This is a genomic window from Streptomyces sp. NPDC048496, assembly GCF_043200055.1.
In the GTDB taxonomy this organism is placed as follows: domain Bacteria; phylum Actinomycetota; class Actinomycetes; order Streptomycetales; family Streptomycetaceae; genus Streptomyces.
The window spans coordinates 1-21240 of the sequence record NZ_JBICXB010000027.1 but is presented as its reverse complement, the minus strand read 5'-3'; the positions used below and the strand labels follow the sequence as shown (position 1 = coordinate 21240).

Annotated in this window: 22 protein-coding genes and 1 pseudogene; 15 read left to right on the top strand and 8 right to left on the bottom strand. The window is 71.2% G+C overall.

Annotated features, from left to right (window positions below):
* Positions 1-2: 2 nt before the first annotated feature.
* Both ACGFSA_RS22800 and ACGFSA_RS22795 read right to left on the bottom strand, forming a co-directional pair.
* A complete protein-coding gene (locus tag ACGFSA_RS22800; protein ID WP_393306939.1) occupies positions 3-815 on the bottom strand; it encodes a PaaX family transcriptional regulator C-terminal domain-containing protein in 813 nt (270 codons plus the stop codon).
* A 4-nt stretch (positions 816-819) separates the two neighbouring features.
* Positions 820-2451, bottom strand: a complete 1632-nt coding sequence (locus ACGFSA_RS22795) for an AMP-binding protein (protein WP_393306937.1) — start codon at positions 2449-2451, stop codon at positions 820-822.
* An 88-nt stretch (positions 2452-2539) separates the two neighbouring features.
* On the opposite strand from ACGFSA_RS22795, the gene ACGFSA_RS22790 reads away from it, so the two are divergent.
* Positions 2540-3733 (top strand): acyl-CoA dehydrogenase family protein, encoded by a 1194-nt coding sequence (locus tag ACGFSA_RS22790; RefSeq protein ID WP_393306935.1) that lies wholly within the window; start codon positions 2540-2542, stop codon positions 3731-3733.
* On the top strand, positions 3730-4131 hold the full coding sequence (locus ACGFSA_RS22785) for a RidA family protein (protein ID WP_393306933.1): 402 nt from the start codon (positions 3730-3732) through the stop codon (positions 4129-4131). Before ACGFSA_RS22790 ends, ACGFSA_RS22785 begins: the two co-directional genes overlap by 4 nt.
* 48 nt (positions 4132-4179) lie before the next feature.
* Here ACGFSA_RS22785 and ACGFSA_RS22780 read toward each other — a convergent pair whose 3' ends face one another.
* Entirely contained in the window at positions 4180-5313 is a 1134-nt protein-coding gene (locus tag ACGFSA_RS22780; RefSeq protein ID WP_393306931.1) for an FAD-dependent monooxygenase, read from the bottom strand.
* A gap of 311 nt (positions 5314-5624) precedes the next feature.
* Between ACGFSA_RS22780 and ACGFSA_RS22775 the strand changes: the two genes are divergently transcribed.
* The 5 genes and pseudogenes from ACGFSA_RS22775 (at position 5625) to mnhG (ending at position 10438) form a co-directional block, all read left to right on the top strand.
* On the top strand, positions 5625-8528 hold the full coding sequence (locus tag ACGFSA_RS22775) for a Na+/H+ antiporter subunit A (protein ID WP_393306929.1): 2904 nt from the start codon (positions 5625-5627) through the stop codon (positions 8526-8528).
* Positions 8525-9148: pseudogene (locus ACGFSA_RS22770) on the top strand (proton-conducting transporter membrane subunit); the annotation flags it as partial. The gene ACGFSA_RS22775 and the pseudogene ACGFSA_RS22770, both read left to right, overlap by 4 nt.
* Positions 9145-9774: a Na+/H+ antiporter subunit E gene (locus ACGFSA_RS22765; RefSeq protein WP_393306927.1), complete on the top strand. Its 630-nt coding sequence runs from the start codon at positions 9145-9147 to the stop codon at positions 9772-9774. The pseudogene ACGFSA_RS22770 and the gene ACGFSA_RS22765, both read left to right, overlap by 4 nt.
* Complete coding sequence (locus tag ACGFSA_RS22760; protein WP_393306925.1) at positions 9771-10088, top strand: monovalent cation/H+ antiporter complex subunit F; 318 nt, start codon at positions 9771-9773, stop codon at positions 10086-10088. Before ACGFSA_RS22765 ends, ACGFSA_RS22760 begins: the two co-directional genes overlap by 4 nt.
* Positions 10085-10438, top strand: a complete 354-nt coding sequence (gene mnhG / locus ACGFSA_RS22755) for a monovalent cation/H(+) antiporter subunit G (protein WP_393306923.1) — start codon at positions 10085-10087, stop codon at positions 10436-10438. The genes ACGFSA_RS22760 and mnhG overlap by 4 nt, the downstream gene beginning before the upstream one ends.
* Positions 10439-10496: 58 nt before the next feature.
* Here the strand turns inward: mnhG and ACGFSA_RS22750 are convergent, their stop codons facing one another.
* Positions 10497-10997: a DUF6069 family protein gene (locus tag ACGFSA_RS22750; RefSeq protein WP_393306921.1), complete on the bottom strand. Its 501-nt coding sequence runs from the start codon at positions 10995-10997 to the stop codon at positions 10497-10499.
* 150 nt (positions 10998-11147) lie between these two features.
* Between ACGFSA_RS22750 and ACGFSA_RS22745 the strand changes: the two genes are divergently transcribed.
* Entirely contained in the window at positions 11148-12287 is a 1140-nt protein-coding gene (locus ACGFSA_RS22745) for a PP2C family protein-serine/threonine phosphatase (protein WP_393306919.1), read from the top strand.
* Here the strand turns inward: ACGFSA_RS22745 and ACGFSA_RS22740 are convergent.
* Positions 12262-12516, bottom strand: a complete 255-nt coding sequence (locus ACGFSA_RS22740; RefSeq protein ID WP_393306917.1) for a hypothetical protein — start codon at positions 12514-12516, stop codon at positions 12262-12264. The genes ACGFSA_RS22745 and ACGFSA_RS22740 overlap by 26 nt on opposite strands.
* A gap of 371 nt (positions 12517-12887) precedes the next feature.
* The gene (locus ACGFSA_RS22735) at positions 12888-14156 is read right to left on the bottom strand and encodes an MFS transporter (protein WP_393306915.1); all 1269 of its coding nucleotides are present in this window, start codon (positions 14154-14156) and stop codon (positions 12888-12890) included.
* Between the two features lie 348 nt (positions 14157-14504).
* Here ACGFSA_RS22735 and ACGFSA_RS22730 point away from each other — a divergent pair, with 348 nt between their 5' ends.
* The 6 genes from ACGFSA_RS22730 to ACGFSA_RS22705 all read left to right on the top strand — a co-directional run bounded on the left by ACGFSA_RS22730 (position 14505) and on the right by ACGFSA_RS22705 (position 19017).
* Positions 14505-14828 (top strand): rhodanese-like domain-containing protein, encoded by a 324-nt coding sequence (locus tag ACGFSA_RS22730; RefSeq protein WP_393306913.1) that lies wholly within the window; start codon positions 14505-14507, stop codon positions 14826-14828.
* A gap of 94 nt (positions 14829-14922) precedes the next feature.
* Positions 14923-16308, top strand: coding sequence for a rhodanese-like domain-containing protein (locus ACGFSA_RS22725; RefSeq protein WP_393306911.1), 1386 nt, complete (start codon positions 14923-14925; stop codon positions 16306-16308).
* Between the two features lie 128 nt (positions 16309-16436).
* Entirely contained in the window at positions 16437-17021 is a 585-nt protein-coding gene (locus ACGFSA_RS22720; protein ID WP_393306909.1) for a rhodanese-like domain-containing protein, read from the top strand.
* Positions 17018-17911 carry a sulfite exporter TauE/SafE family protein gene (locus ACGFSA_RS22715; protein WP_393306907.1) on the top strand — a complete coding sequence of 298 codons (894 nt, stop codon included), beginning with the start codon at positions 17018-17020 and terminating at the stop codon, positions 17909-17911. Before ACGFSA_RS22720 ends, ACGFSA_RS22715 begins: the two co-directional genes overlap by 4 nt.
* Positions 17912-17988: 77 nt before the next feature.
* On the top strand, positions 17989-18234 hold the full coding sequence (locus tag ACGFSA_RS22710; RefSeq protein WP_393307057.1) for a metal-sensitive transcriptional regulator: 246 nt from the start codon (positions 17989-17991) through the stop codon (positions 18232-18234).
* Between the two features lie 165 nt (positions 18235-18399).
* Positions 18400-19017: a TOPRIM nucleotidyl transferase/hydrolase domain-containing protein gene (locus ACGFSA_RS22705; RefSeq protein WP_393306905.1), complete on the top strand. Its 618-nt coding sequence runs from the start codon at positions 18400-18402 to the stop codon at positions 19015-19017.
* A gap of 244 nt (positions 19018-19261) precedes the next feature.
* On the opposite strand, the gene ACGFSA_RS22700 is transcribed toward ACGFSA_RS22705, so the two are convergent.
* A complete protein-coding gene (locus ACGFSA_RS22700) occupies positions 19262-19747 on the bottom strand; it encodes an SRPBCC family protein (protein WP_393306903.1) in 486 nt (161 codons plus the stop codon).
* Between the two features lie 61 nt (positions 19748-19808).
* Between ACGFSA_RS22700 and ACGFSA_RS22695 the strand changes: the two genes are divergently transcribed.
* The gene (locus ACGFSA_RS22695; protein WP_393306901.1) at positions 19809-20402 is read left to right on the top strand and encodes a TetR/AcrR family transcriptional regulator; all 594 of its coding nucleotides are present in this window, start codon (positions 19809-19811) and stop codon (positions 20400-20402) included.
* Between the two features lie 167 nt (positions 20403-20569).
* Here the strand turns inward: ACGFSA_RS22695 and ACGFSA_RS22690 are convergent, their stop codons facing one another.
* Positions 20570-21001, bottom strand: coding sequence for a tyrosine-type recombinase/integrase (locus tag ACGFSA_RS22690; RefSeq protein ID WP_393306899.1), 432 nt, complete (start codon positions 20999-21001; stop codon positions 20570-20572).
* Between the last annotated feature and the right edge of the window lie 239 nt (positions 21002-21240).

Genomic DNA, 21240 nt, shown 5'->3' with positions numbered 1-21240 from the left:
GGTCATGACCGTACGAACTCCGCCCCCGCGTCCCGCAGCCGGGCGTGCAGCAGCCCGAACACCTCCGCCGACCGGCCCCCGGGCCACTCCTTCGGCAACAACTCCTCCGGCAGGCCCGGGTCGGCGTACGGCAGCTGCCGCCACGAGTCCAGGGCCGCCAGATAGTCGCGGTAGGCGGTCTCGGGATCGGGGGCGCCGGTGCGTGACTCCCAGGCCCGCAGCACCGGTTCGTGCTGCTCCAGGAAGTCCGTGTGGAGCCGGGCGATCGCGTCGAGGTCCCACCAGCGCGCCACGGACTCCCGCGTCGCGGCGAAGCCGAGGTGTTCCCCGCGGAACAGGTCCACGTACGGGGCGAGTTCCAGCCGCTCCAGCGTGTGCCGGGTCTCGTCGTACAGCGCGGCGGGCGCGATCCACACCCCGGGCGCCGCCGTGCCGAAGCCGAGCCTGGCCAGCCGCGAGCGCAGCAGGTGCCGCTTGTGCCGTTCCGCTTCCGGTACGGAGAAGACGGCGAGCACCCAGCCGTCCTGGAGCGGCGGCGACGGGTGCGCATAGATCCGCCGGTCGCCGTCGTCCAGCAGCTGGCGGGCGTCGGACGACAGCGCGTACCCGGCCGCGCCGCTCACGGTACGCGCGGGGACGAGCAGCCCGCGCCGCTTCAGCCGGGAGACGGAGGAGCGTACGGACGGGGCGTCGACACCGAGGACGGACAGCAGCCGGATCAGTTCGGCCACCGGCAGCGGTGCATTGCCGGGGGCTCGACCGTACGCGCCGTAGAGGGTGACGATCAGGGATCTGGGGGTGTGCTGCTCGGCCACGTGATCACTCTAGGTCCCGTGCGCCGGTCCGGTCCCCGTCGCTCCGCAGCCGGAACCGCTGCAGCTTGCCGGTGGCGGTCCGGGGGAGCGCCGGCACGAATTCGATGACGCGCGGGCATTTGTGGGGGGCGAGTTCGTTCTTCATGTGTGTGCGCAGCTCGTCGGCCGACGCTCCGCCGCCCTCGCGCAGCACCACGTACGCCACCACGATCTGCCCGCGCAGCTCGTCCGGATGCCCGACCACCGCCACCTCGGCGACCTCGGGATGGCGCAGCAGGGCGTCCTCGACCTCGGGACCCGCGATGTTGTACCCGGAGGAGATGATCATGTCGTCGGCGCGCGCGACGTAGTGGAAGTAGCCGTCGCTGTCACGCGTGTACGTGTCGCCGGTGAGGTTCCAGCCGTGCTGTACGTACTCCGACTGGCGGATATCGGCGAGATAGCGGCAGCCGACCGGGCCGCGTACGGCGAGCAGCCCCGGCTCCCCGTCGGGCACCGCGCGGCCGTCCCGGTCCAGCACGCGCGCCTCCCAGCCGGGCACCGGAACGCCGGTGGCGCCGGGGCGGATCACGTCGTCGGCGGCGGAGATGAAGATGTGCAGCAGTTCGGTGGCGCCTATGCCGTTGATGATGCGCAGGCCGGTCCGCTCGTACCAGGACTGCCAGGTCGCCAAAGGCAGGTTCTCGCCCGCCGACACGCAGCGCCGCAGCGCGGCGAGATCGTGCTTGTCGAGGTGGTCGAGCATCACGCGGTAGGCGGTCGGTGCGGTGAACAGGACCGAGACGCGGTGGGCGGCCAGCGCGGGCAGCAGCTGCCGTGGCCCGGCCTGTTCCAGCAGCAGGGCCGACCCCCCGGCCCGCAGCGGGAAGACCACCAGACCGCCGAGCCCGAAAGTGAAGCCGAGCGGCGGACTGCCCGCGAACACGTCGTCGGCACGGGGCTGCAGGACGTGGCGGGAGAAGGTGTCGGCTATGGCCAGCACATCGCGGTGGAAGTGCATGCAGCCCTTGGGACGTCCGGTGGTGCCCGAGGTGAACGCGATCAGCGCGACATCGTCCGCGGCCGTGTCCACGGCGCGGTACGGTCCCGGCCGCTCCTCGGCCAGGTGCAGCAGATCGTCGGGGCCGTCACCTCCGTACGACGTGATCCGCAGCCCCGGTACCCCCGCCTTCACCAGGTCGTCGACCGACCGGACGTCGCACAGCGCATGACCGACCTGGGCCATCGAACAGATGGTGGCGAGCTCCTGGGCCCGCTGCTGGGCCAGTACGGTCACCGCGATCGCGCCCGCCTTCAGTACGGCCAGCCAGCAGGCGGCGAGGTGGGGCGTGGTGGGGCCGCGGAGCAGTACCCGGTTGCCGGGGACGATCCCCAGATCGGAGGTCAGGACATGGGCGATCCGGTCGACCCGGTCCTGGAGCTCCCCGTAGCTCCAGATCTCGCCCTGGGGCGTATGGAAGGCGGGGCGGTCGGGACCGAGGCGGGCGACCGTGCCGTCGAGGAGCTCGGCGGCACAGTTCAGCCGGTCCGGATAGTTCAGCTCGGGAAGGCCGAAGACCAGTTCCGGCCACTGGTCCGCGGGTGGCAGATGCTCCCGGGCAAAGGTGTCGAGGTGCGCTGAGGTCTTCGGGTCCATAGCGGATCGCCCCCTTGTCGCCCATGGAGCGTAGCGTTTGAATGACGGTAGTCAACAGTTCGCGATAGGGGACAGGAGAGGAGCCGGTATGACGGCATTCTCACTCGATCCGGCACAGACCGCCTGGTGCGAAGAGCTGCGCGCCCTGGCCGAACAGGAGCTGCGCCCCCTCGCCGAGAAGGGCGAACCGGGGCACGTCAACCGCCCGCTGATCGCCGCCCTCGGTGAACTCGGCCTGCTCGACCGCCTTTTCTCCTCCGGCGCCCTCGACCTCTGCCTGCTGCGGGAGTCCCTCGCCCGCGGCTGCACGGAGGCCGAGACCGCGCTGGCCCTCCAGGGACTCGGCACCTACCCGTTGGTCCAGGCGGGTACCCCGGCCCACCGGGCGCGCTGGCTTCCCGAGGTGCGGGCCGGCCGTGCCGTCGCCGCCTTCGCGCTGAGTGAGCCCGGCGCCGGCTCCGACGCCGCGGCGCTCGACCTGGCAGCCGAGCACGCCCCGGACGGCTGGCGGCTGACCGGTGAGAAGTGCTGGATCTCCAACGCCCCCGAGGCGGACTTCTACACCGTCTTCGCCCGTACGACACCAGGCGCCGGAGCCCGCGGCGTCACCGCGTTCCTGGTCCCTGCCGACCGCCCCGGACTGACCGGCACCGCCCTCGACATGCTCTCCCCGCACCCGATCGGCGCCCTCGCCTTCGACGGCGTCCCGGTCACGCCCGACGATGTGCTCGGCGAACCGGACCGCGGCTTCGGGGTCGCCATGAACACCCTCAATCTGTTCCGTCCCAGCGTCGGCGCGTTCGCCGTCGGCATGGCCCGCGCCGCCCTCGACGCGACCCTCGCCCACACCGCGCAACGCACCGCGTTCGGTGGCCCGCTGAAGGAACTGCAGGCCGTCTCCCACCGGGTCGCCGAGATGGCCACCCGCACAGAGGCCGCCCGGCTTCTCGTGTACGCGGCCGCGGCGGCGTACGACGCGGGGGAGCCCGGCGTACCGGGCCGGGCGGCGATGGCGAAGCTGTACGCCACCGAGGCGGCGCAGTACGTCGTCGACGCAGCCGTCCAGCTGCACGGCGCCCGCGCGCTGCGCCGGGGGCATCTGCTCGAACACCTCTACCGGGAGGTGCGTGCCCCGCGGATCTACGAGGGCGCCAGCGAGGTCCAGCGCACGATCATCGCCAAGGAGCTGTACGCGCCGGCGACGGAGACAGCGACGGGGGCCGCGCATCGGACGCCGGCCTCGCACCGGACGCCGACCGTGAATCAGGAGCCGCCCGTATGAGTCCGATCCACCGGATCAATCCCGCCGAACTGTCCCCGCCCACGGGCTTCTCGCACGCCGTCACGGCGACCGGCAGCCGCCTGGTCCTCCTGGCCGGGCAGACCGCCCTCGACCGGGACGGCAAGGTCATCGGCGCCACGCTGCCCGAGCAGTTCGCGACGGCCCTGACCAATCTGCTCAGCGCGCTGCGTGCGGCCGGGGGCTCCCCGGCCGACCTGGCGCGGGTGACCGTCTACGCCACGGATGTCGCCGACTACCGCGCACACGCCCCCGAACTCGGGCGGACCTGGCAACGGCTGGCCGGCCGCGACTACCCGGCGATGGCGGTCATCGGGGCGGCCAGGCTCTGGGACGAACAGGCACTCGTCGAGCTCGACGGCATCGCCGTACTGCCGTGAAAGCACCGTGCGGGCGTGACGTGGCGCCACGCCCGCACGGCAAGCGCATCAGTACGGCTGCACCAGCACGTGCGCCGCACCCGGGATGCCGACCTTCAGCAGCTCGTCCTCCTCGGGCGTCGTCGCGGCGCCCATCTCCTGCTTGAGCACGGCACGCGACATGGCCTGCACCCACATGGCCCGGGGCCGGCGGCGCGCCTCCCAGGCGGCGAGGGCGGCGGGCACATCGGCCTCGCCGTCCAGCGATTCGGCGAGCACGGCCGCATCCTCGACGGCCATCGCCGCACCCTGCGCGATGTGCGGGGTGCTGGCGTGCGCGGCGTCACCGGCCAGGACCACCCGGCCGACGTGCCACGGTTCCTCGACTGTCACCTGGGAGATCCGCGAATACACCACGGCGGACGGGTCGGTGACCGTGGCGAGCGCCTCGGCGACCGGTCCGGAGAACGCGGAGAGCCGCTCCGTGAGCTGCTCGTGCGCCCGCTCCGGGTCCGGCCGGAAGTCCGCCGACTCGGCGAACACCGCACCCAGGTACATCAGTTCGTCCGTGATCGGGGTGAGCAGCACCTTGGCTTCCTTGCCCGCGGCGCCCATCACCACACCCTGTACCTGCGGCTGACGGGGCACCGTCACCCGCCAGTTGGCGAATCCGGTGTATTCGGGGGCGTAGCGGTCGCCGTACAGCCGCGTCCGCAGAGGCGAGCCGATCCCGTCGAAGCCGACCACCAGGTCCCAGCGGCCGGCGGAGCCGTCGGAGAGCGTGACGTCCACACCGGAGCCGTCGTCGGCCAGCTCCGTGATCGTCGTGCCGAAGCGGATCGTCGCCCCGGCCGCTGTGGCGGCGGCGCCGAGCACCTGGGCCAGCGCGGGACGCGGGATGCCGTTGTTGGACGGGGCGTCGCCCATCCGGGGCTGCGGTATCCGGGCGACCGTCCCCCCAGCCGGGTCGGCGATGGTCAGGATCTCCCACTCGAACCCCGCCTTCAGGCACTCGTCGAGCACCCCGATCTCCCGCATGACGTGCAGGGCGTTGGACGGCTGGATGATGCCGACGCCGAGGGCGTCCAGCTCGTCGCGGAGCTCGGCCACCTCGACGGTGTGACCGCGCCGGGCGAGGGCGGTGGCGAGGGTGAGTCCGCCGATGCCGCCGCCGTGAATCAGGACGCGCAGGGGTGATGCCATCTCAGTTCTCTCCAGAGCGAGAAGGGTGCAAGGAACGGACCGCTGAGCCGACGCTCCTCCTGCAGCTTGCAGTACACGATGTTGGAGGGCTGCCCGGCCTTCTGGGCCAACTGTCCCCGCGCTGCCTGGCGTTGGAAGTCGAGTAGCGTCCGGCCACTGGTGACGGCCCGCAGGGCGGCCAGTGCGACACCGGGGATGATGGCGGTCGGCGCGGCGCGCCGTACGGGTGAAGTACGGCCGGGGATATATCTGTAATTGGTGCCCTTCGCCCGTTATATCGCGCAGCGGCCCCGGACGCCCTCCGGGACCCTGTGACCACGCTCATCGTCTGCCACTTCGTTCTCGCCGCGTGCGCGCGCCCGCTGGTGCGGCGACTGGGCAGCCGCGCCTTCGTCGTCCTCGCGCTGCCGCCCGCCGCCGCCACGGTGTGGGCGGCCACGCAGTGGAACACCGCCGCGTCCGGCGGGTCCGTCACCTCGTCGTGGCCGTGGATGCCGGCGTACGACGTCTCCGTCGACCTGCGCCTGGACGCGCTCGGCGAACTGATGGTGCTTCTCGCGGCCGGGGTCGGCGCGCTCGTCCTGCTGTACTGCGCCTCGTACTTCTTCGACGACACCCCGCAGCTTCCCGCGTTCGCCGGGAACCTGCTCGCCTTCGCCGGCGCCATGCTCGCCCTGGTCCTCGCGGACGACCTGATCTCCCTCTATGTGTTCTGGGAACTGACCACGGTCTTCTCCTTTCTGCTGATCGGGCACAGCAGCGAGCACAAGCACAGCCGCCGGTCCGCGCTGCAGGCACTCACCGTGACCACGCTCGGCGGTCTCGCCATGCTCGTGGGATTCCTGATCCTCGGTCAGGCGGCGGGCACCTACCGGATCTCCACGATCGTCGCCGACCCGCCGAGCACGAGCCTCGCCGTCCAGGTGGCCGTGGCGCTGATCCTGTGCGGGGCGCTGTCGAAGTCGGCGATCTGGCCGTTCAGCCTCTGGCTGCCGAACGCCATGGCCGCGCCCACCCCCGTCAGCGCCTATCTGCACGCCGCGGCCATGGTCAAGGCCGGTGTCTACCTGGTGGCCCGGCTCGCGCCCGGTTTCGCCGACGTCCCCGTCTGGCGGCCTGTCGTCATGGTGCTCGGCTGCGCGACCATGCTGCTCGGCGGCTGGCGGGCGCTGCGACTGAACGATCTCAAGCTCGTCCTCGCCTACGGCACCGTCAGTCAGCTCGGTTTCCTGACCCTGCTCGCCGGGGTCGGCAACCGGGACGCGGCGCTCGCCGCAGCCGTCATGATCCTCGGTCACGCCCTGTTCAAGGCCCCGCTGTTCCTCGTCACCGGCATCATCGACCATGCGGCGGGCACCCGTGACCTGCGCAGACTCTCCGACGTGGGCAGGGCGCTGCCGCACGTGTGCGCGGTCGCCGTGCTCGCCGCCGCGTCCATGGCCGCGCTGCCCCCGATGCTCGGCTTCGCCGCGAAGGAGGCCGCGTTCGACGCGCTGCTGCACGGCAACAGCGCGGACCGCTGGGCGCTCGGCGTCACCGTGGCGGGCTCCGCGCTGACGGTCGCGTACACCCTGCGGTTCGTCTGGGGCGCGTTCGCGCGCAAGCCCGCGGTCGACTCCACCCCGGTGCACCGGGTCGGCTGGGCGTTCCTCGCGCCGCCCGGCCTCCTTGCCGTCTGCGGTCTGGTGCTCGGACCGGGCGTCGGCTGGACGTACGGGCTGCTCAGCGCGTACGCGGATACGTTCCCCGTACCCGCGCATCCATACCACCTCGCGCTCTGGCACGGATTCGGTACGGCCCTGCTGCTCTCGGCCGTCGCCGCGGCGGGCGGTGCGGTGCTCTTCGCGGGGCAGGCCACGGTGACCCGGCTGTCCCGGCGGATCGCCTGGCCGACCGCCGACCGGGTTTTCGGACGTCTGCTGCTCGGCCTGGAACGGATCTCGCTCGATGTCACCGGCTTCGTCCAGCGCGGCTCGCTCTCCGTCTACCTCGCCACCACGCTGCTCGTGATGCTCGCCGGGCAGCTCGCCGTGCTCGGGGTGGACCGGCCCTGGCGCGGTGCTCCGGCGCCACGCATCTGGGACGTACCGCTGCAGGGGGCGATGGCGGCACTGACCTGTGCGACCGCGCTGCTCTGCCTCACCGTCAGCCGTCGCATGAAGGCCGTGGTGCTGGCGGGACTGACGGGGTACGGGACCGCGCTGCTCTTCGTCGTCCAGGGCGGCCCGGACCTGGCGCTCACCCAGTTCTGCGTCGAGACCGTGTCGATGGTCGTGTTCGTGCTGGTGCTGCGGCGGATGCCGGTGCACTTCCAGGAGTCGGTCAGTACGTGGCGGCGCGCCGTACGCATCCCGGTGGCGCTGGCCGCGGCGGCGACCCTCGGCGTGGTGGTGTGGGTCGCGGCAGCCGCACGCACCGCGGACCCCGCCGGGGCGGCCATGGTCGAGGAGACCGCGCACCACGGGCTCAAGGACGTCGTCGCCACCATCCTGGTCGACCTGCGGGCCTGGGACACGATGGGGGAGTCCGCCGTGCTCGCCGCCGCGGCTATCGGCGTGACGAGCCTGCTCTATCTGCACCGCCGCGCGGACGGATCCGGGCCGCGCGACGAGGTACCCGGGCGTACTGCCTGGTCGCTGACGGCACCCGGACTGACCGGGGTGCCGCAGGGCGACGAAGGGGCGCCGGAGCGGTCCTGGCTCGCGGCCGGGGCCACGCTCGCCCCCGAACACCGGTCCGTCGTCTTCGAGGTCGTGGCCCGACTGCTGTTCCACCCGATCCTGGTGCTCTCCGTCTATCTGCTGTTCAGCGCCGAGAACATGCCGGGCGGCGGGTTCGTCGCCGGACTCGTCGCCGGAGTCGCCCTGATCACCCGCTACTTGGCGGGCGGCCGCTTCGAACTCGCCGAAGCCGCACCGCTGCAGCCCGGACTCTTCACCGGCCTCGGGCTGTTCCTCTCCACCGGCGTGGCGCTGCTCGGCCTCGCCGAGGGCACGGTTCTGCACGCGTGGACTTACCACGGCAGGCTGCCCGTGATCGGCGCGTACCACCTGGGCACGCCCGTCCTCTTCGACTTCGGCGTCTACCTGCTGGTACTGGGCGTGGTGCTGGACATCGTGCGCGCGCTCGGCGCCAAGATCGACCGGCAGATCGAGCGGGCGGCCGCCGCGGCGGGACCGGGACCGGCACCCGAGGCGGGAGGTGCCGTCCGGTGACGGTCAGTGCCTCGCTCCTCGCCACGGCCGCCGTCCTCTGCGCGGTCGGCGGACTCGCCAAAGCCGCCCCGCTGCTCGCCGCCCTCTTCTTCGTGCCCGCCATGAACCTCGCCGGGATCCCGCCGCTCTCCGGCTTCATCGGCAAGCTCGGACTGATGCGGGCCGGTGTCGCCGACGGGAGCGTCTGGGCCTGGATCCTCGTCATCGGCTCCGCGGCGACCAGCCTCCTGACCCTGTACGTGATGGCCAAGGTCTGGAACCTGGCGTTCTGGCGGGCCGCGCCGCCCGGCCAGGCGGCGGACGGCACGCTCCTGGAGTCCGACGACGAGAACGACGACGGGGACGCCGACGAGGGCCCGGACCGCATTCCCGGCACCGGCGACGAACCGGTCTTCCGCCGGCACCAGCCCGCCGGCCGCGCGGTGGCCGCCACCCTCCACGGGCATGCTGTCACCACCACGACGAAACTGCCCCGGCTCATGACCGGTGCCACCGCGGCAGCCGTCGCCCTCGGCCTCTCCTTCACCGTGCTCGCCGGACCGCTGACCTCCTACACCGAGCGCGCGGCCGCCGAACTCCTCGCACGCACCCCCTACACCGAGGCGGTGCTCGGCCGGTGAAGCGCTGGATCTCCCTGTTCCACCGGAACGCGGAACTCCCACCGTTCAGCTGCGAATTCGGCAGCCGTCGCCGGGTGCTCGACCTCCCGCTGATCGCCTGGCTCACCGCCATCTGGGTACTGCTCTGGTCCAGCCTGAACTGGGCCAATGTGCTGACGGGCGTGCTCGTCGCGGTGGCCGTCTGCCTGGCCTTCCCGCTGCCCCGCGTCGACCTGGGGCTCCGGCTGCACCCCTGGGGCATCGTGCTGCTCGTCGGCTATCTGCTCTACGACATGTACACCTCGGGCGTGAAGGTCACCCGGCAGATCTTCGTCGACCATCCGCACCGGGCCGCCGTCATCGCCGTACCGCTGCGCTGCCGCTCCGACCTGATGCTCGCGGCGACCGCCGTCGCCGTGTCGAACGTGCCCGGCGGATCGGTCGTCGAGGTGCGCCGCGCCACGGCCACTGTCTTCCTGCACGTCCTCGACGCCGACCGGCCCGCCGCGCTCGACGCGGCCCGACGCTCGGTCTGGCGGCTGGAGGAGCTGACCGTACGGGCATTCGGCACCCGCGACGAGATCGCCCGCGTCGCCGAGCCACCCCCGCCGACGCCACAGTCCGCCGAAGGAGGAACGGCCTCATGAGCGTCCCCGAAACCGTCGACCAGGCGCTCCTCACCGCAGCGGTCGTGCTGATCGTCATCGCCGGGGCGGGGCTCCTCACCCGTATCTGGCGCGGCCCTTCGATGCTGGACCGCGCGATCTCGCTGGATGTCTGCGCCGCCCTCATCATCGCGGGGCTCGGCGCCAAGTCCGCGTTCGCCCGCGACCCCTTCTACTTCCCGATCATGCTGGTGCTCGCCTTCCTCGGATTCACCGGATCGGTGGGCATCGCCCGCTTCATCGCCGTACGCGACCGGCCGAAGGGCAAGCGGCAGCCGAAGGGAGGAGCGAAGTGAACGTCTGGCTCCAAATCGTCGACACGACCGGCGCGGTCCTGGTCCTCATCGGCGCCGCCGTCTGCCTGCTCGGAGTGATCGGCATGCTGCGGCTGCCCGACGTCCTGTCGCGCAGCCACGCCGCGACGAAGCCGCAGAGCCTCGGCATGCTGCTGGTCCTCGCCGGGGTCGCGCTGCGACTGCGCAGCGGCATGGACCTCGCCACGCTCGCACTGATCGGGTTCTTCCAGATGATGACCGGACCGGTCGCCGCGCACCTGGTGGCGCGCTCCGCGTACCGGACCGGCCAGATCGACCACGGCGAGCTGCTCTTCGACGAACTCGACGCCCAGCTGACCGAGGAGAAATGACGGCTCCGGCGGGTTCCGGTCAGCGGGACCGACACCTCGTACGCCCCGGATCCGGCCGTCAGTAGGGGGAGCGTCGCACCGCGCTGCGGCCGGCGGCGGACAGCAGGGAACCGATCACGATCCCGATGGCGAGACAGACAGCCGCCGAGCCGATCTTGGCGTCCAGCGGGGCCGATGTGGTGAAGGGCAGCAGCATCATGACGGCAGTGGCGAGGACGACGATGCAGACGAAGAACATGCCCGGCTGCCGCGTTGCGAGGATCAGCAGATGCACCAACGCCGTGGCCGCCAGCGCTGCCAGCCCGGCCCCGGTGGCCAGCAGTCCCGTCGAGGCGTCGCCCATCACTCCGTCGCCTTTCGGCGCGAAGAGGGGCACGTCCAGGACCCCACGGACGAGGAGTACCCCGACGACGGCGGTGAGCGCGGCGACGACGGCGGTCATGGCGCCGCCCGCCCACAGCCGCGCCGCGTCGACACGGAGCCGGGGCGGTTTCGGGCGGAGGTATCCGGTCCGCTGCTGCGGCTGCCCGTAGCTGTCCTGCGAGTCCCATGCGTCCACGATCGGTCTTCTCCCTTCGGTACCCGGACCCCGATCGTGGACCGGGCGACCGGAGCAGGCGAACGCACGCGGTCCGTGCGGGTGACGCACCTGAGGGCCCTCTGACGACCACGGGGCGCAGACCGGTCGACAGGGGTGTAAGCAGAAGGCATGCGCGTCCGGCACAGAGACAACCGCCTCACCCCGTCCCGGCGGCTGAGCCAGGGGCTGCTCGCCGTGCCGTTCGCCCTCATCGCGACCGTCGCGCTGATCGACATCAGCACCCCGGAGACCATCCACCTCGGCCCGTTCCTCGTCGCCGGGCCCGCGCTCACCGCCTCCTTCGCCGGCCCCGGCCTCACGGCCGCCGTCGGAGCGCTGGCCGTCGCGGCCCAGGTCGTCATCGCCGTCCTGCAGGGCGGCGTCGGGACACCGAACCACGAGGCCCAGATCGCCGCCGTCGCGGTGATCTCCGCGTTCCTGGTGGTGTTCCGCTATGCCCTCGACCGGCACGAGCGGCAGCTGGACCGGGTGCGCTCGGTGGCTGTCATGGCGCAACAGGTCCTGCTGCACCCACTGCCGCACCAGATCGGCCCATTGAGTATCGCGTCCGTGTACATCGCGGCCGAGGCGGAGGCCCAGATCGGCGGTGACCTGTACGCCGCGGTGCCCGCCCCGGGCGGGACCCGCCTCGTGGTCGGCGACGTCCGCGGCAGCGGCCTGCCCGCCGTCGACGACGCCGCGGTGGTGGTGGGGGCGTTCCGCGGGGCGGCGTACGAGAACCTCTCGCTGCCCGGCGCCGTGGCACACATCGCCAACGCCTCGTACTGGAACATGGCCCAGCTCGCCGAGACGGATCCGGAGTACGACGAATCGTTCGTGACCGCGCTGGTCCTGGACGTCTGCGAGGAGGACCACAGCGTCCGTCTGGTGAACTGCGGACATCCCCCTCCGCTGCTGCTGCGCAGCGACGGCCGTGTCGAGGCACTGGAGGTCAGGGAACCCGCGCTCCCGCTGGGGTTCGGCATGGTGTCGGAGAACGAGTACGAGGTCGAGACCTTCGGCTTCCACCCCGGCGATCTGCTGTTCCTCTACACCGACGGCGTCATCGAGGCACGCGACCGCAGAGGCACGTTCTACCCGCTCGCCGACCGGCTCGCCACCTGGAACGGCACCGGCCCCGACGCCCTCGTCGAGCATCTCCACACCGACCTGCTGCGGCACGCCGGTGGGCACCTGGGCGACGACGCCGTCATGATCGCGATCACGAAGACGTCCGGCGCGGTCAGGGGAGCCGCAGCGAGTAGGTGATCCGCTCCAGGTGGTAGTAGTCGGCGACGCATGTGGCCGGCCAGACCTTCCGCCCGTGCTGACCGAACGGTTCCACCATGCCGCCGACCGACAACGGCATGTACGGGAGAACCCGGTCGCCGTCCGCCGCACGCGCGCGCATCCACCGGTCCTGGCGGTCCCACTTCACCGCCCGTACGCGCATGTCGTGTTCGAGCCGCCCCAGCGGGACGGCGAGCGCGAGGCACACGACGGCACACACCCCCGCACCGGCCGCCTGCACCGCACCGGTGCGGTGCAGGCGCCGGGGGCCGCCTCCCGTGCCGGGCCGGGGGCCGTCATCGTGCTTCTCGAACCGTGGTCATCGCCGCTATCTGATACGGGGAGGCGGGCAGCCCGGTCTCCGCACACGCAGGGGTGACCGCAGCTTCATCCGAATGGCGGGCGCGGAAATTCGTTGCGGTGCCGGGGCTCTGCCGGCCGCCTGCCCGCTGCCGGCGCACGGACTGCACACCGCGGTGGGAACGCGGAGTCCTGGGCGACCGCGGCAATGGCATCGTCCCGCTGGGGCGTGAACGGGGTGAACCGCGCGGCGCCCCCGGACTGGGAGTCCGCGGCGGCTCAGTGGGCGGGGCGGTCGGTGATCCAGCGGGCGGCGAGCAGGCCGGAGGCCGCGGTGAGGACGGCGGCGGCGATGACAGTGGCGTTGAGGCCGAAGGCGTCGGCGAGGACGCCGGCGACGAGGGCGCCTGCGGCGTAGCCGATGTCGCGCCAGAAGCGGTAGGTGCCGAGCGCGTTGGCCCGCCAGGTGGGGTGCGCGTGGTCGGAGACGGAGGCGATGAGGGCGGGGTAGACCATGGCGGTGCCCAGGCCGAGCGCGACGGCGGAGAGGATGCCGGCGAGCAGGGGCCGGTCGAGCAGGGCCAGCGCGAGGACGAATCCGGCGGCCTGGACGAACATGCCGGTGACGATCAGGGGTTTGCGGCCGATGCGGTCGGCGAGGTGGCCGGTGGGGATCTGGCCGATGCCCCACAGCAGCGGGTATAGGCCCTTGACCAGACCGACAGCGGCAAGTCCCAGGCCATGGTCGGTGAACAGCAGAGGGAAGACGCCCCAGGTGAGGCCGTCGTTGAGGTTGTTGACGAGTCCGGCCTGGCTGGCGCCGCGCAGGGAGCGGTTGCGCCAGGAGGTACGGGCGAAGGTCTTTGCCAGCCCGGTGGACTGCTCCGCGCCGACCGGTCGGGGATGCCGGGCGAGTTCGAGGGCCACGTGGGCCGCGGTGTCCCGGACGGACAGGGACAGAGCGATGCCTGCGGCAACGAAGACGATGCCGATCAGTTCGGGTGCGGGGCGCAGGCCGTATGCGGTGGCCAGGTAACCGGTCAGCAGGGCGGAGGCGCCGACGGCGACGTATCCGGCGGCCTCGTTCAGGCCGGTGGCGAGACCGCGGCGGGCAGGGCCGACGAGGTCGATCTTCATGTTCACGGTCATCGACCAGGTCAGGCCCTGGTTCATGCCGAGCAGGACGTTCGCGGCGACGATCCAGCCCCAGGACGGCGCCCACGCGAGGGCGAACGGGACGGGTATCCCGATGAGCCAGCCGGCCATGAGGAGTTGCTTGCGGCGGAAGCGGGCGGTCAGCTCGCCGGCGGCCAGGTTGGTCAGCGCCTTGGTCACGCCGAAGGCGATGATGAAGGAGAAGACGGCCAGATCGCTGGTCAGCCCGAAGACGTCCGTGCCGATGAGGGGAACGGTAGTGCGTTCCAGTCCGACCAGGGCGCCGACGGAGACGTTGACGATGACCAGCAGGGTGAACTGCGCCCAGTTCTCACGCAGTCCCAGGCGCACTGTGGTGTCGGCGGGTGCGGCTGCGGTGGGGCTGGTGCTCACCGGCTGCTGCCTTCCGCGCTGTCAGCGGGCTGTGCGCCGTGGGCAGTTTTCTGTCCGTATTCCATGATCACCCTCAGTCGATCCACATACCCCCATGGGTATGAAAACAGTTGCGGGAGCCCTCCGTTCCCGGCTCTTCCTTGAGTGCAGAATACCCCCCTGGGTATGTTGCGCCGACGCGGCCCGCTCTGTGACATCCGCCTCCGGCGGCCGGCCGGCTCCCTCGTTCGCGGACTGCCGCACCCCTCGAATTTATACCCCCAGGGGTATTTGACACCAGTGATGGGGTATGCCTACTGTCGTCATCAAGAAATACCTAGGGGGGTATACGAAAGCGAGGGAATCGCGGTGCGTGAAGTGGATCTGGATGCGTTCGCGGCGGCGTGGGCCGAGGGGGCGCTCGTCCTGGATGTGCGGGAGCCGGAGGAGTACCGGGCCGGCCATGTGCCCGGAGCGCGACTTGCCCCGCTGTCCATCCTCGCCGCCGCGGCGGGCGAGGTGTCCAAGGATCGGCCGGTCTACGTGATCTGCGCCAGCGGCAACCGCAGCCAGTGGGCCGCCGAGCGCCTGGCTGCCGTCGGCGCGGATGCCGTCTCGGTCGCCGGCGGTACCAGCGGCTGGGCCCGCACGGGCCGCCCGCTCGTCACTGGATCGGCGCCCGGCGCCGCGTGAAGGAAGTGCCCGCCGCCCGGGCGGGCGTTCCGTCGGTTTTCTTTCGAGCGCATATACCCCTGGGGGTATATGTTCAATCTCATGGAGGGTCCCTGTGTTCTTCACCCAGTACTACCTCGACTGCCTCTCCCAGGCGTCGTACATGATCGCCGACGAGACCAGCGGGCAGGCCGTGGTCGTCGACCCGCGCCGGGACATCTCGGAGTACATGGCCGATGCCGAGACCCGCGGCTTCACTGTCGTCGGCGTCATCAACACCCACTTCCACGCCGACTTCGTCGCAGGACACCTGGAGATGGCGGCCCGCACCGGCGCCTGGATCGGCTACGGCCATCGCGCCGAGACCGAGTACTCCATCCGCAAGCTCACCGAGGGTGAGCGCGTCAGCCTCGGCGACGTCACTCTTGAGATCATGGAGACCCCCGGGCACACCCCGGAGTCGATCAGCGTCCTGGTCTACGAGCACGCCACCGACACCGTCCCGTACGGGGTGCTGACCGGCGACGCGCTGTTCATCGGTGACGTGGGCCGGCCCGACCTGCTCGCCTCGGTGGGCGTGACCGCCGAGGAGCTCGGCGCGATGCTCCACGACAGCGTCCAGAACAAGCTGATGGGCCTGCCGGACGAGGTCCGGGTCTTCCCCGCCCATGGCGCGGGCTCCGCCTGCGGCAAGAATCTCTCCACCGAGAAGCAGTCCACCATCGGCGAGCAGCGTGCCACCAACTACGCCTGCGCGCCCATGAGTCAAGAGGACTTCGTGGCCCTCGTCACCGCGGGCCAGCCCGCGGCGCCGAGCTACTTCTCCTACGACGCCGAACTCAACCGCAAGGATCGTGAGCTGTACAACCCGGCCGCGGCGCCCCGGCCGCTGACCGTTGAGGAGTTCTCGGCGCTGCGCGGGGCCGGGGCCGTGGTGGTCGACGCCCGCGGCCCGCAGGAGTTCGGCGCCGGGCACCTGCGCGGGTCGATCAATGTGCCGGCCGACGGCCGGTTCGCCGAGCAGGCCGGAACCGTGCTCACGCCTGACGCGGAACTGCTGGTCATCGCGCCGGAGAATCGCGAGGAGGAGGTGGTCACCCGTCTCGCCCGGATCGGTTTCGACCGGGTGGCCGGCTATCTGCGCAATCCCGACGACGTCCTCGCGGCCCTGGGGGACGAGGTCGGCCCCGCCAGCCGGCTGACCGCCGCCCAGCTTCGTACCGCTCTGGAGAGCGGAGAGCCTCCGCTCGTGGTCGACGTTCGCACCTGCGGAGAGCGCGCGGCGGGATTCATCGACGGCTCGCTGCACATCGCCCTCGGCGAGCTGCCCCGCCACCTGGGGGAGATCCCGCGCGACCGTGCGTTGGTCCTGCACTGCGCGGGCGGTCACCGCTCCTCCATCGCCGCGAGCCTGCTGCGCCATCACGGCTTCTCCGACGTCTCCGACATCCTCGGCGGCTACGCCGCCTGGGCGCTGCTGACCGAACCTGCCGGCGCCTGACCCCAGTCGTCACGAAGACCACCGGCATGCCCGCGAGGGGCAGCCCACGCCCTGGCGGGCTGCCGGTGTCCACCCCTACTCATTTGCATACCCCCCCGGGTATATTTCCGTTTACTTATGGAGCCCCCATGACCAGCAATGCCTCCCGCGCCGCCGCAATCGACTCCGCCGCCCTTCAGCGGCTGATCGGGGAAGGCCGCGGGCCCCGCCTTCTGGACGTCCGTACTCCCGGCGAGTTCCGCACCGTCCACATACCCGGCGCCTACAACGTGCCCATGGCCACCCTCCGCGAGCACCGCGCCGAACTCCTCAGCCACCTCGACGAAGACGTCGTCCTCGTCTGCCGCTCCGGCACCCGCGCCGCACAGGCCGAAGCCGCCCTCGCCGAGGCCGGACTGCCGAACCTGCGCGTCCTGGACGGAGGCATGATCGCCTGGGAGACAGCGGGCGCCCCCGTCAACCGCGGCTCCGACCGCTGGGACATGGAACGCCAGGTCCGGCTCGTCGCCGGATCCATCGTGCTGACCACCGGGCTCGCCGGCCTGCTGGTGCCCGGCATCCACCTGATCGGCACCGCCGTCGGCGCGGGCCTGACCTACGCGGCCCTCAGCAACAGCTGCGCCATGGGCATGCTGCTGGCCAAGCTGCCCTACAACCGCGGCCCGCGCACCGACATCCGCACCGTCATCGCAGCCTTGCGGGACAAGCCGTGATCGCGGTCGTCATCGCGGCATCCCTGCTCGTCGGGATCAGCCTCGGCATCCTCGGCGGCGGAGGCTCGATCCTCACCGTGCCCATCCTGGTCTACCTGGCCGGCCAGGGCACCAAGGAGGCCATCGCCACCTCCCTGTTCGTCGTCGGCGTCACGAGTGCGGCCGCCCTGATACCCCACGCCCGGGCCCGCCGGGTCAAGTGGCGCACCGGACTCGCCTTCGGCCTGGTGAGCATGGTCGGCGCCTACGGCGGCGGCCGCCTCGCCGAGTACATCCCCGGCACGGCGCTCCTGATCGCGTTCGCCCTGATGATGCTCGCCACGGCGGCGGCCATGCTCCGCAAACCGCGCAAGGCCGCCGCGCCCAGGGACGCCCACCGCGAGATGCCCCTGAAGCACATCGTCGCCGAGGGGCTGGTCGTGGGCGCGGTGACCGGCCTGGTCGGTTCCGGCGGCGGCTTCCTCGTCGTGCCCGCCCTCGCCCTTCTCGGCGGCCTTCCCATGAGCGTGGCCGTCGGCACCTCGCTCCTGGTCATCGCCATGAAGTCGTTCGCCGGCCTGGCCGGTCACCTCTCGGGTGTGCAGATCGACTGGGGCCTGGCCCTGGCCGTCACCGCCATGGCGGTCGTCGGCAGCCTCATCGGCGGACGCTTCGCCGGGCGCATCCCCCAGGACACGCTCCGCAGGGCGTTCGGCTGGTTCGTCGTCGTCATGGGTGTCTTCGTCCTCAGCCAGCAGGTCGGTACCGCCGTCTGGGTCCATCCCCTGACCTGGACCGTCGCGGGCATCGTCACGATCGTCCTGGCGTCGCGTGCCGTACGGGCACGAAACCGGGCCGCCGCTCCGCCGGTCCCGCCGGTACGCGACCACGAGACGGCCACTCGCCCGTGACCCGGATACCCTGCGGGGTATCGTGTGCCAGTGGGGCCGGAACAAGGAGGAGCCCGGTGAAAGTAGAAGAAGAAGCCATGGGCGCGGTCCTGAACCGGCTGCGCCGGGCGCAGGGCCAGCTCGCCGGCGTCATCGCCATGATCGAGGCCGGGCGCGACTGCAAGGACGTCGTCACCCAGCTTGCCGCCGTCTCCCGAGCCCTGGACAGGGCCGGCTTCAAGATCGTGGCCAGCGGGATGCGTCAGTGCCTCGCCCAGAGCGAAGCCGACGCCCCGCCCATGACCGAAGAGGAGCTCGAGAAGCTGTTCCTCGCGCTCGCCTGACCTCACCGGCGGCCCGCCGATCCCCATCGGCGCACCGGTCGCGGCACACCGCACACCGTGTGCCGGAGGGCGGGACCGGAACCGCCCCCAGGTGCGACCGACCTCAATCGACGCGCTGGAGGAAATTCCCTGCGGTGGTGGCCGGGAAGGGTGGAGACTCGTCGCATGGCTGACATGGGGTCGTTCCGGGAAGCGGTCATGGCGTGGGCGGCTGGCGGTTCCGGCGACCCCGCGCGCGAGTTGGCCGCGCGGCTGCCTGTCCGGGCGGCCGTCCTGCTCGAAGGGCCGAGCGACGTCGCAGCGGTCAGCGCGCTGGCCGCGATCCGCGGCCGGAACCTGGAGGCCGAAGGAGTCTGTGTCCTGCCGATGGGCGGTGCGATGAGCGTCGGGCGTTTCGCCCGCCTCCTCGGGCCACCCGGCCTGGGCCTCCGCCTCACGGGACTGTGCGATGAGGCGGAGCGTCCTTACTACGCTCGCGGCTTGGAGCGGGCCAGCGCGGCACAGCAAGGGTTCTTCGTCTGCGCGGCGGATCTGGAGGACGAGCTCATCCGCGCGCTGGGCGTGACACGGGTGGAGGAGCTCGTCCGGGGGGAGGGCGAGCTGCGCCCCCTGCAGACCTTCCTGCACCAGCCCGCACAGCGGGGCCGCACCCCACAGCAGCAGTTGCGGCGCTTCCTCGGCACGAAGAAAGGGCGCAAGATCCACTATGGCCGCGTCCTCGTAGAGGCCCTTGACCCCGACCGCATACCCGCCCCACTCGACGGCCTGCTCACCAGCCTCTGACCGCTGGGCGACGCCCGACATGGGTGGCGACAGCCGGCCAGTGCCCCTCCCGGCAAGCTCTGCCCCGTCACGCCGCCCTGCACGCCCGCTCGTCGCGTCGGCCAAAAGCCCTGGTAGCTCCTTCCCCAAGCTCTCAGCTTCGTTCGAGCAAGGGAGAGACCCCATCCCAGGACGTCCGGCCGCCTTGCGATCGCACACGCGCTGGACGACGCTCCTCATGGAGCAAACATTGCCGGTCACGGCACTATGCGCGCCCCAGGCTCCACAGTAGGCGGACGCCCGCGGTCCAGCGCGCCGGCCTGCGGAGAGTACCGGTGACGGCGTGCTCGGCGCGGTCCAGACTGTCCTCCAGGCAGGCGTCATGCAGCCACCGGAAGACCAGCGGCCAGCTCAGCCGCGCCGGGCCGCGCGCATGCATGGCGAGGGTGTGGCGCAGTGTCGTGTCTCCCCTCTCCGCCGGGTGGATGGAGTACTCGTGGAAGCCGTGGAAGCCGCGCGGGCCGGTGAAGGAGAAGCGGACCCACTGCCCGGGCACGTACGCGGCCACCGTGTAGCGCACCGGTCCGTGTCCTCCGGCCGAGTCGACCGCGAGCCCGGCGTCCAGTGCCATCGTCGGCCAGTCGTGGTGCGGCCAGAGCAGATCGTCCCCGCTCGACAGACTGTCGATGAGCCTGCCGACCTCCTCGGCCGTGGCCGGGAGTACGCGTTCATGGATGTTCAACACCGCCATGGTGCCTCCCAGTAGTTTTGGATGCACTTCTCCAATTCATTTGGAGAGTACTCTCTATTACATGGCCAGGCCACCCCGATTCGACGAATCCGTGCTTCTCGACGCCGCCGTACGGCTCGTGACTGCAGCCGGCCCCGCCGCAGTCACGATGGCAGCGGTGGCGAGGGAGAGCGGAGCGCCCAACGGCTCGGTCTATCACCGCTTCCCGCAGCGTGCCGCGCTGCTCGCCGCACTCTGGCTGCGCACGGTCGAACGCTTCCAGGATGGCTACCTGGCCACGCTGAACTCTGCCCCCGAGCCACTTCCGGCCGCGCGAGCGGCTGCCCGGCATGTGGTCGCCTGGAGCCGCGCGAACCCACAGGAGGCGGCCCTGCTCCTCCACGGCCCGGATGAGTTCGGCCGGGCCGAGTGGCCCGAGGAATACGTGCGGCGCGCCAAGCGCGGCAACCGCGGGGTGCTGGAGGCTGTCACCCGGGTCGCCGAGAGCCTCGGCGCAACCACACCGGCCGAGACGGAACGCATCTCACTGGCCGTCATCGATCTGCCGCTCGGCATCGTTCGCCGCCACCTGGGCAGCGATCACGGCCTCCCCGAGTATGCCGAGGACCTCGCGGAGTGCTGCGCGGCTGACCTGATCGGAGACCGCGCAAAGTAGTCGCGCCCCACCCCCTCCCGGACCCACATCAGCGCAGGTCAAAGGGGGCCGGCGGCAGCCGCCCCTCAGATGTCCCGGAACTCCTATACAACGTATCTGACCTGCGCAAACGAGCCCATCTGAAGATCATCTTGCACGGTCGTTGCACAAGCCGAACAGTGCAGGAGTCACGTGGCCCTCGGGTAGGCGCTCCGGACCGCGATGCGGATCTTGGAACCGGCTCCCACGATCCGGTGTACGTACTTACGCAGAGTAAACGCAGGATCGGCGTGTCCGAGCCGATCCGCGAGTGTGTACACGTCTACCCCGCCGTTGATCATCATCGACGCGTACAGGTGTCGGAGGGCATGCATCATCATGTCGCGGGACTTCTCCCAGCGCCGTCCCTTCGCGTTGGGGTCAAGGGGCTTGATGAGGCCGGCCGCCGCCAGAGCAGGCTTCCAGCGGTAGGAGTTGAACCAATTCGACTGAATGGCGGTCTTCTCTCGAGTGTAGAAGATCAGCTGCACCGTGACCGGGTCGCCGCCTTTGCTGCCCCACGGTCGGGTCACCTTGACGGGCGGGTACTTCTCCATGTGCTCGCGCAGGGGGATGGCCACGTCGTCGGTCAGTTCGACCCACCGGTCCTTCGGGTCCTCGTCGTCTCCGCCCTTGGCCTCGGTGTTTCACCGTGATTTCCCAGGGTGGTGACGTTGCGTCACGAACTGCAAAAGGTGCCCCGTGACCTGCGATGATCCGGCTTGTCTAAGGCTTGGATCATGAGCGGGTGGGGGCACCTTTCACGGGCAGGGTAGCGAGTGGAGTCGGGGTCTGGCGATGTCGGGGGACGGGAAGGGGC

Coding starts and splice junctions, on each gene's coding strand:
- ACGFSA_RS22795 (WP_393306937.1), bottom strand. CDS start 2,451: ATGGACCCGAAGACCTCAGCGCACCTCGACACCTTTGCCCGGGAGCAT.
- ACGFSA_RS22790 (WP_393306935.1), top strand. CDS start 2,540: ATGACGGCATTCTCACTCGATCCGGCACAGACCGCCTGGTGCGAAGAG.
- ACGFSA_RS22785 (WP_393306933.1), top strand. CDS start 3,730: ATGAGTCCGATCCACCGGATCAATCCCGCCGAACTGTCCCCGCCCACG.
- ACGFSA_RS22780 (WP_393306931.1), bottom strand. CDS start 5,313: ATGGCATCACCCCTGCGCGTCCTGATTCACGGCGGCGGCATCGGCGGA.
- ACGFSA_RS22760 (WP_393306925.1), top strand. CDS start 9,771: ATGAGCGTCCCCGAAACCGTCGACCAGGCGCTCCTCACCGCAGCGGTC.
- ACGFSA_RS22745 (WP_393306919.1), top strand. CDS start 11,148: ATGCGCGTCCGGCACAGAGACAACCGCCTCACCCCGTCCCGGCGGCTG.
- ACGFSA_RS22720 (WP_393306909.1), top strand. CDS start 16,437: ATGACCAGCAATGCCTCCCGCGCCGCCGCAATCGACTCCGCCGCCCTT.
- ACGFSA_RS22710 (WP_393307057.1), top strand. CDS start 17,989: ATGGGCGCGGTCCTGAACCGGCTGCGCCGGGCGCAGGGCCAGCTCGCC.
- ACGFSA_RS22705 (WP_393306905.1), top strand. CDS start 18,400: ATGGCTGACATGGGGTCGTTCCGGGAAGCGGTCATGGCGTGGGCGGCT.
- ACGFSA_RS22700 (WP_393306903.1), bottom strand. CDS start 19,747: ATGGCGGTGTTGAACATCCATGAACGCGTACTCCCGGCCACGGCCGAG.
- ACGFSA_RS22695 (WP_393306901.1), top strand. CDS start 19,809: ATGGCCAGGCCACCCCGATTCGACGAATCCGTGCTTCTCGACGCCGCC.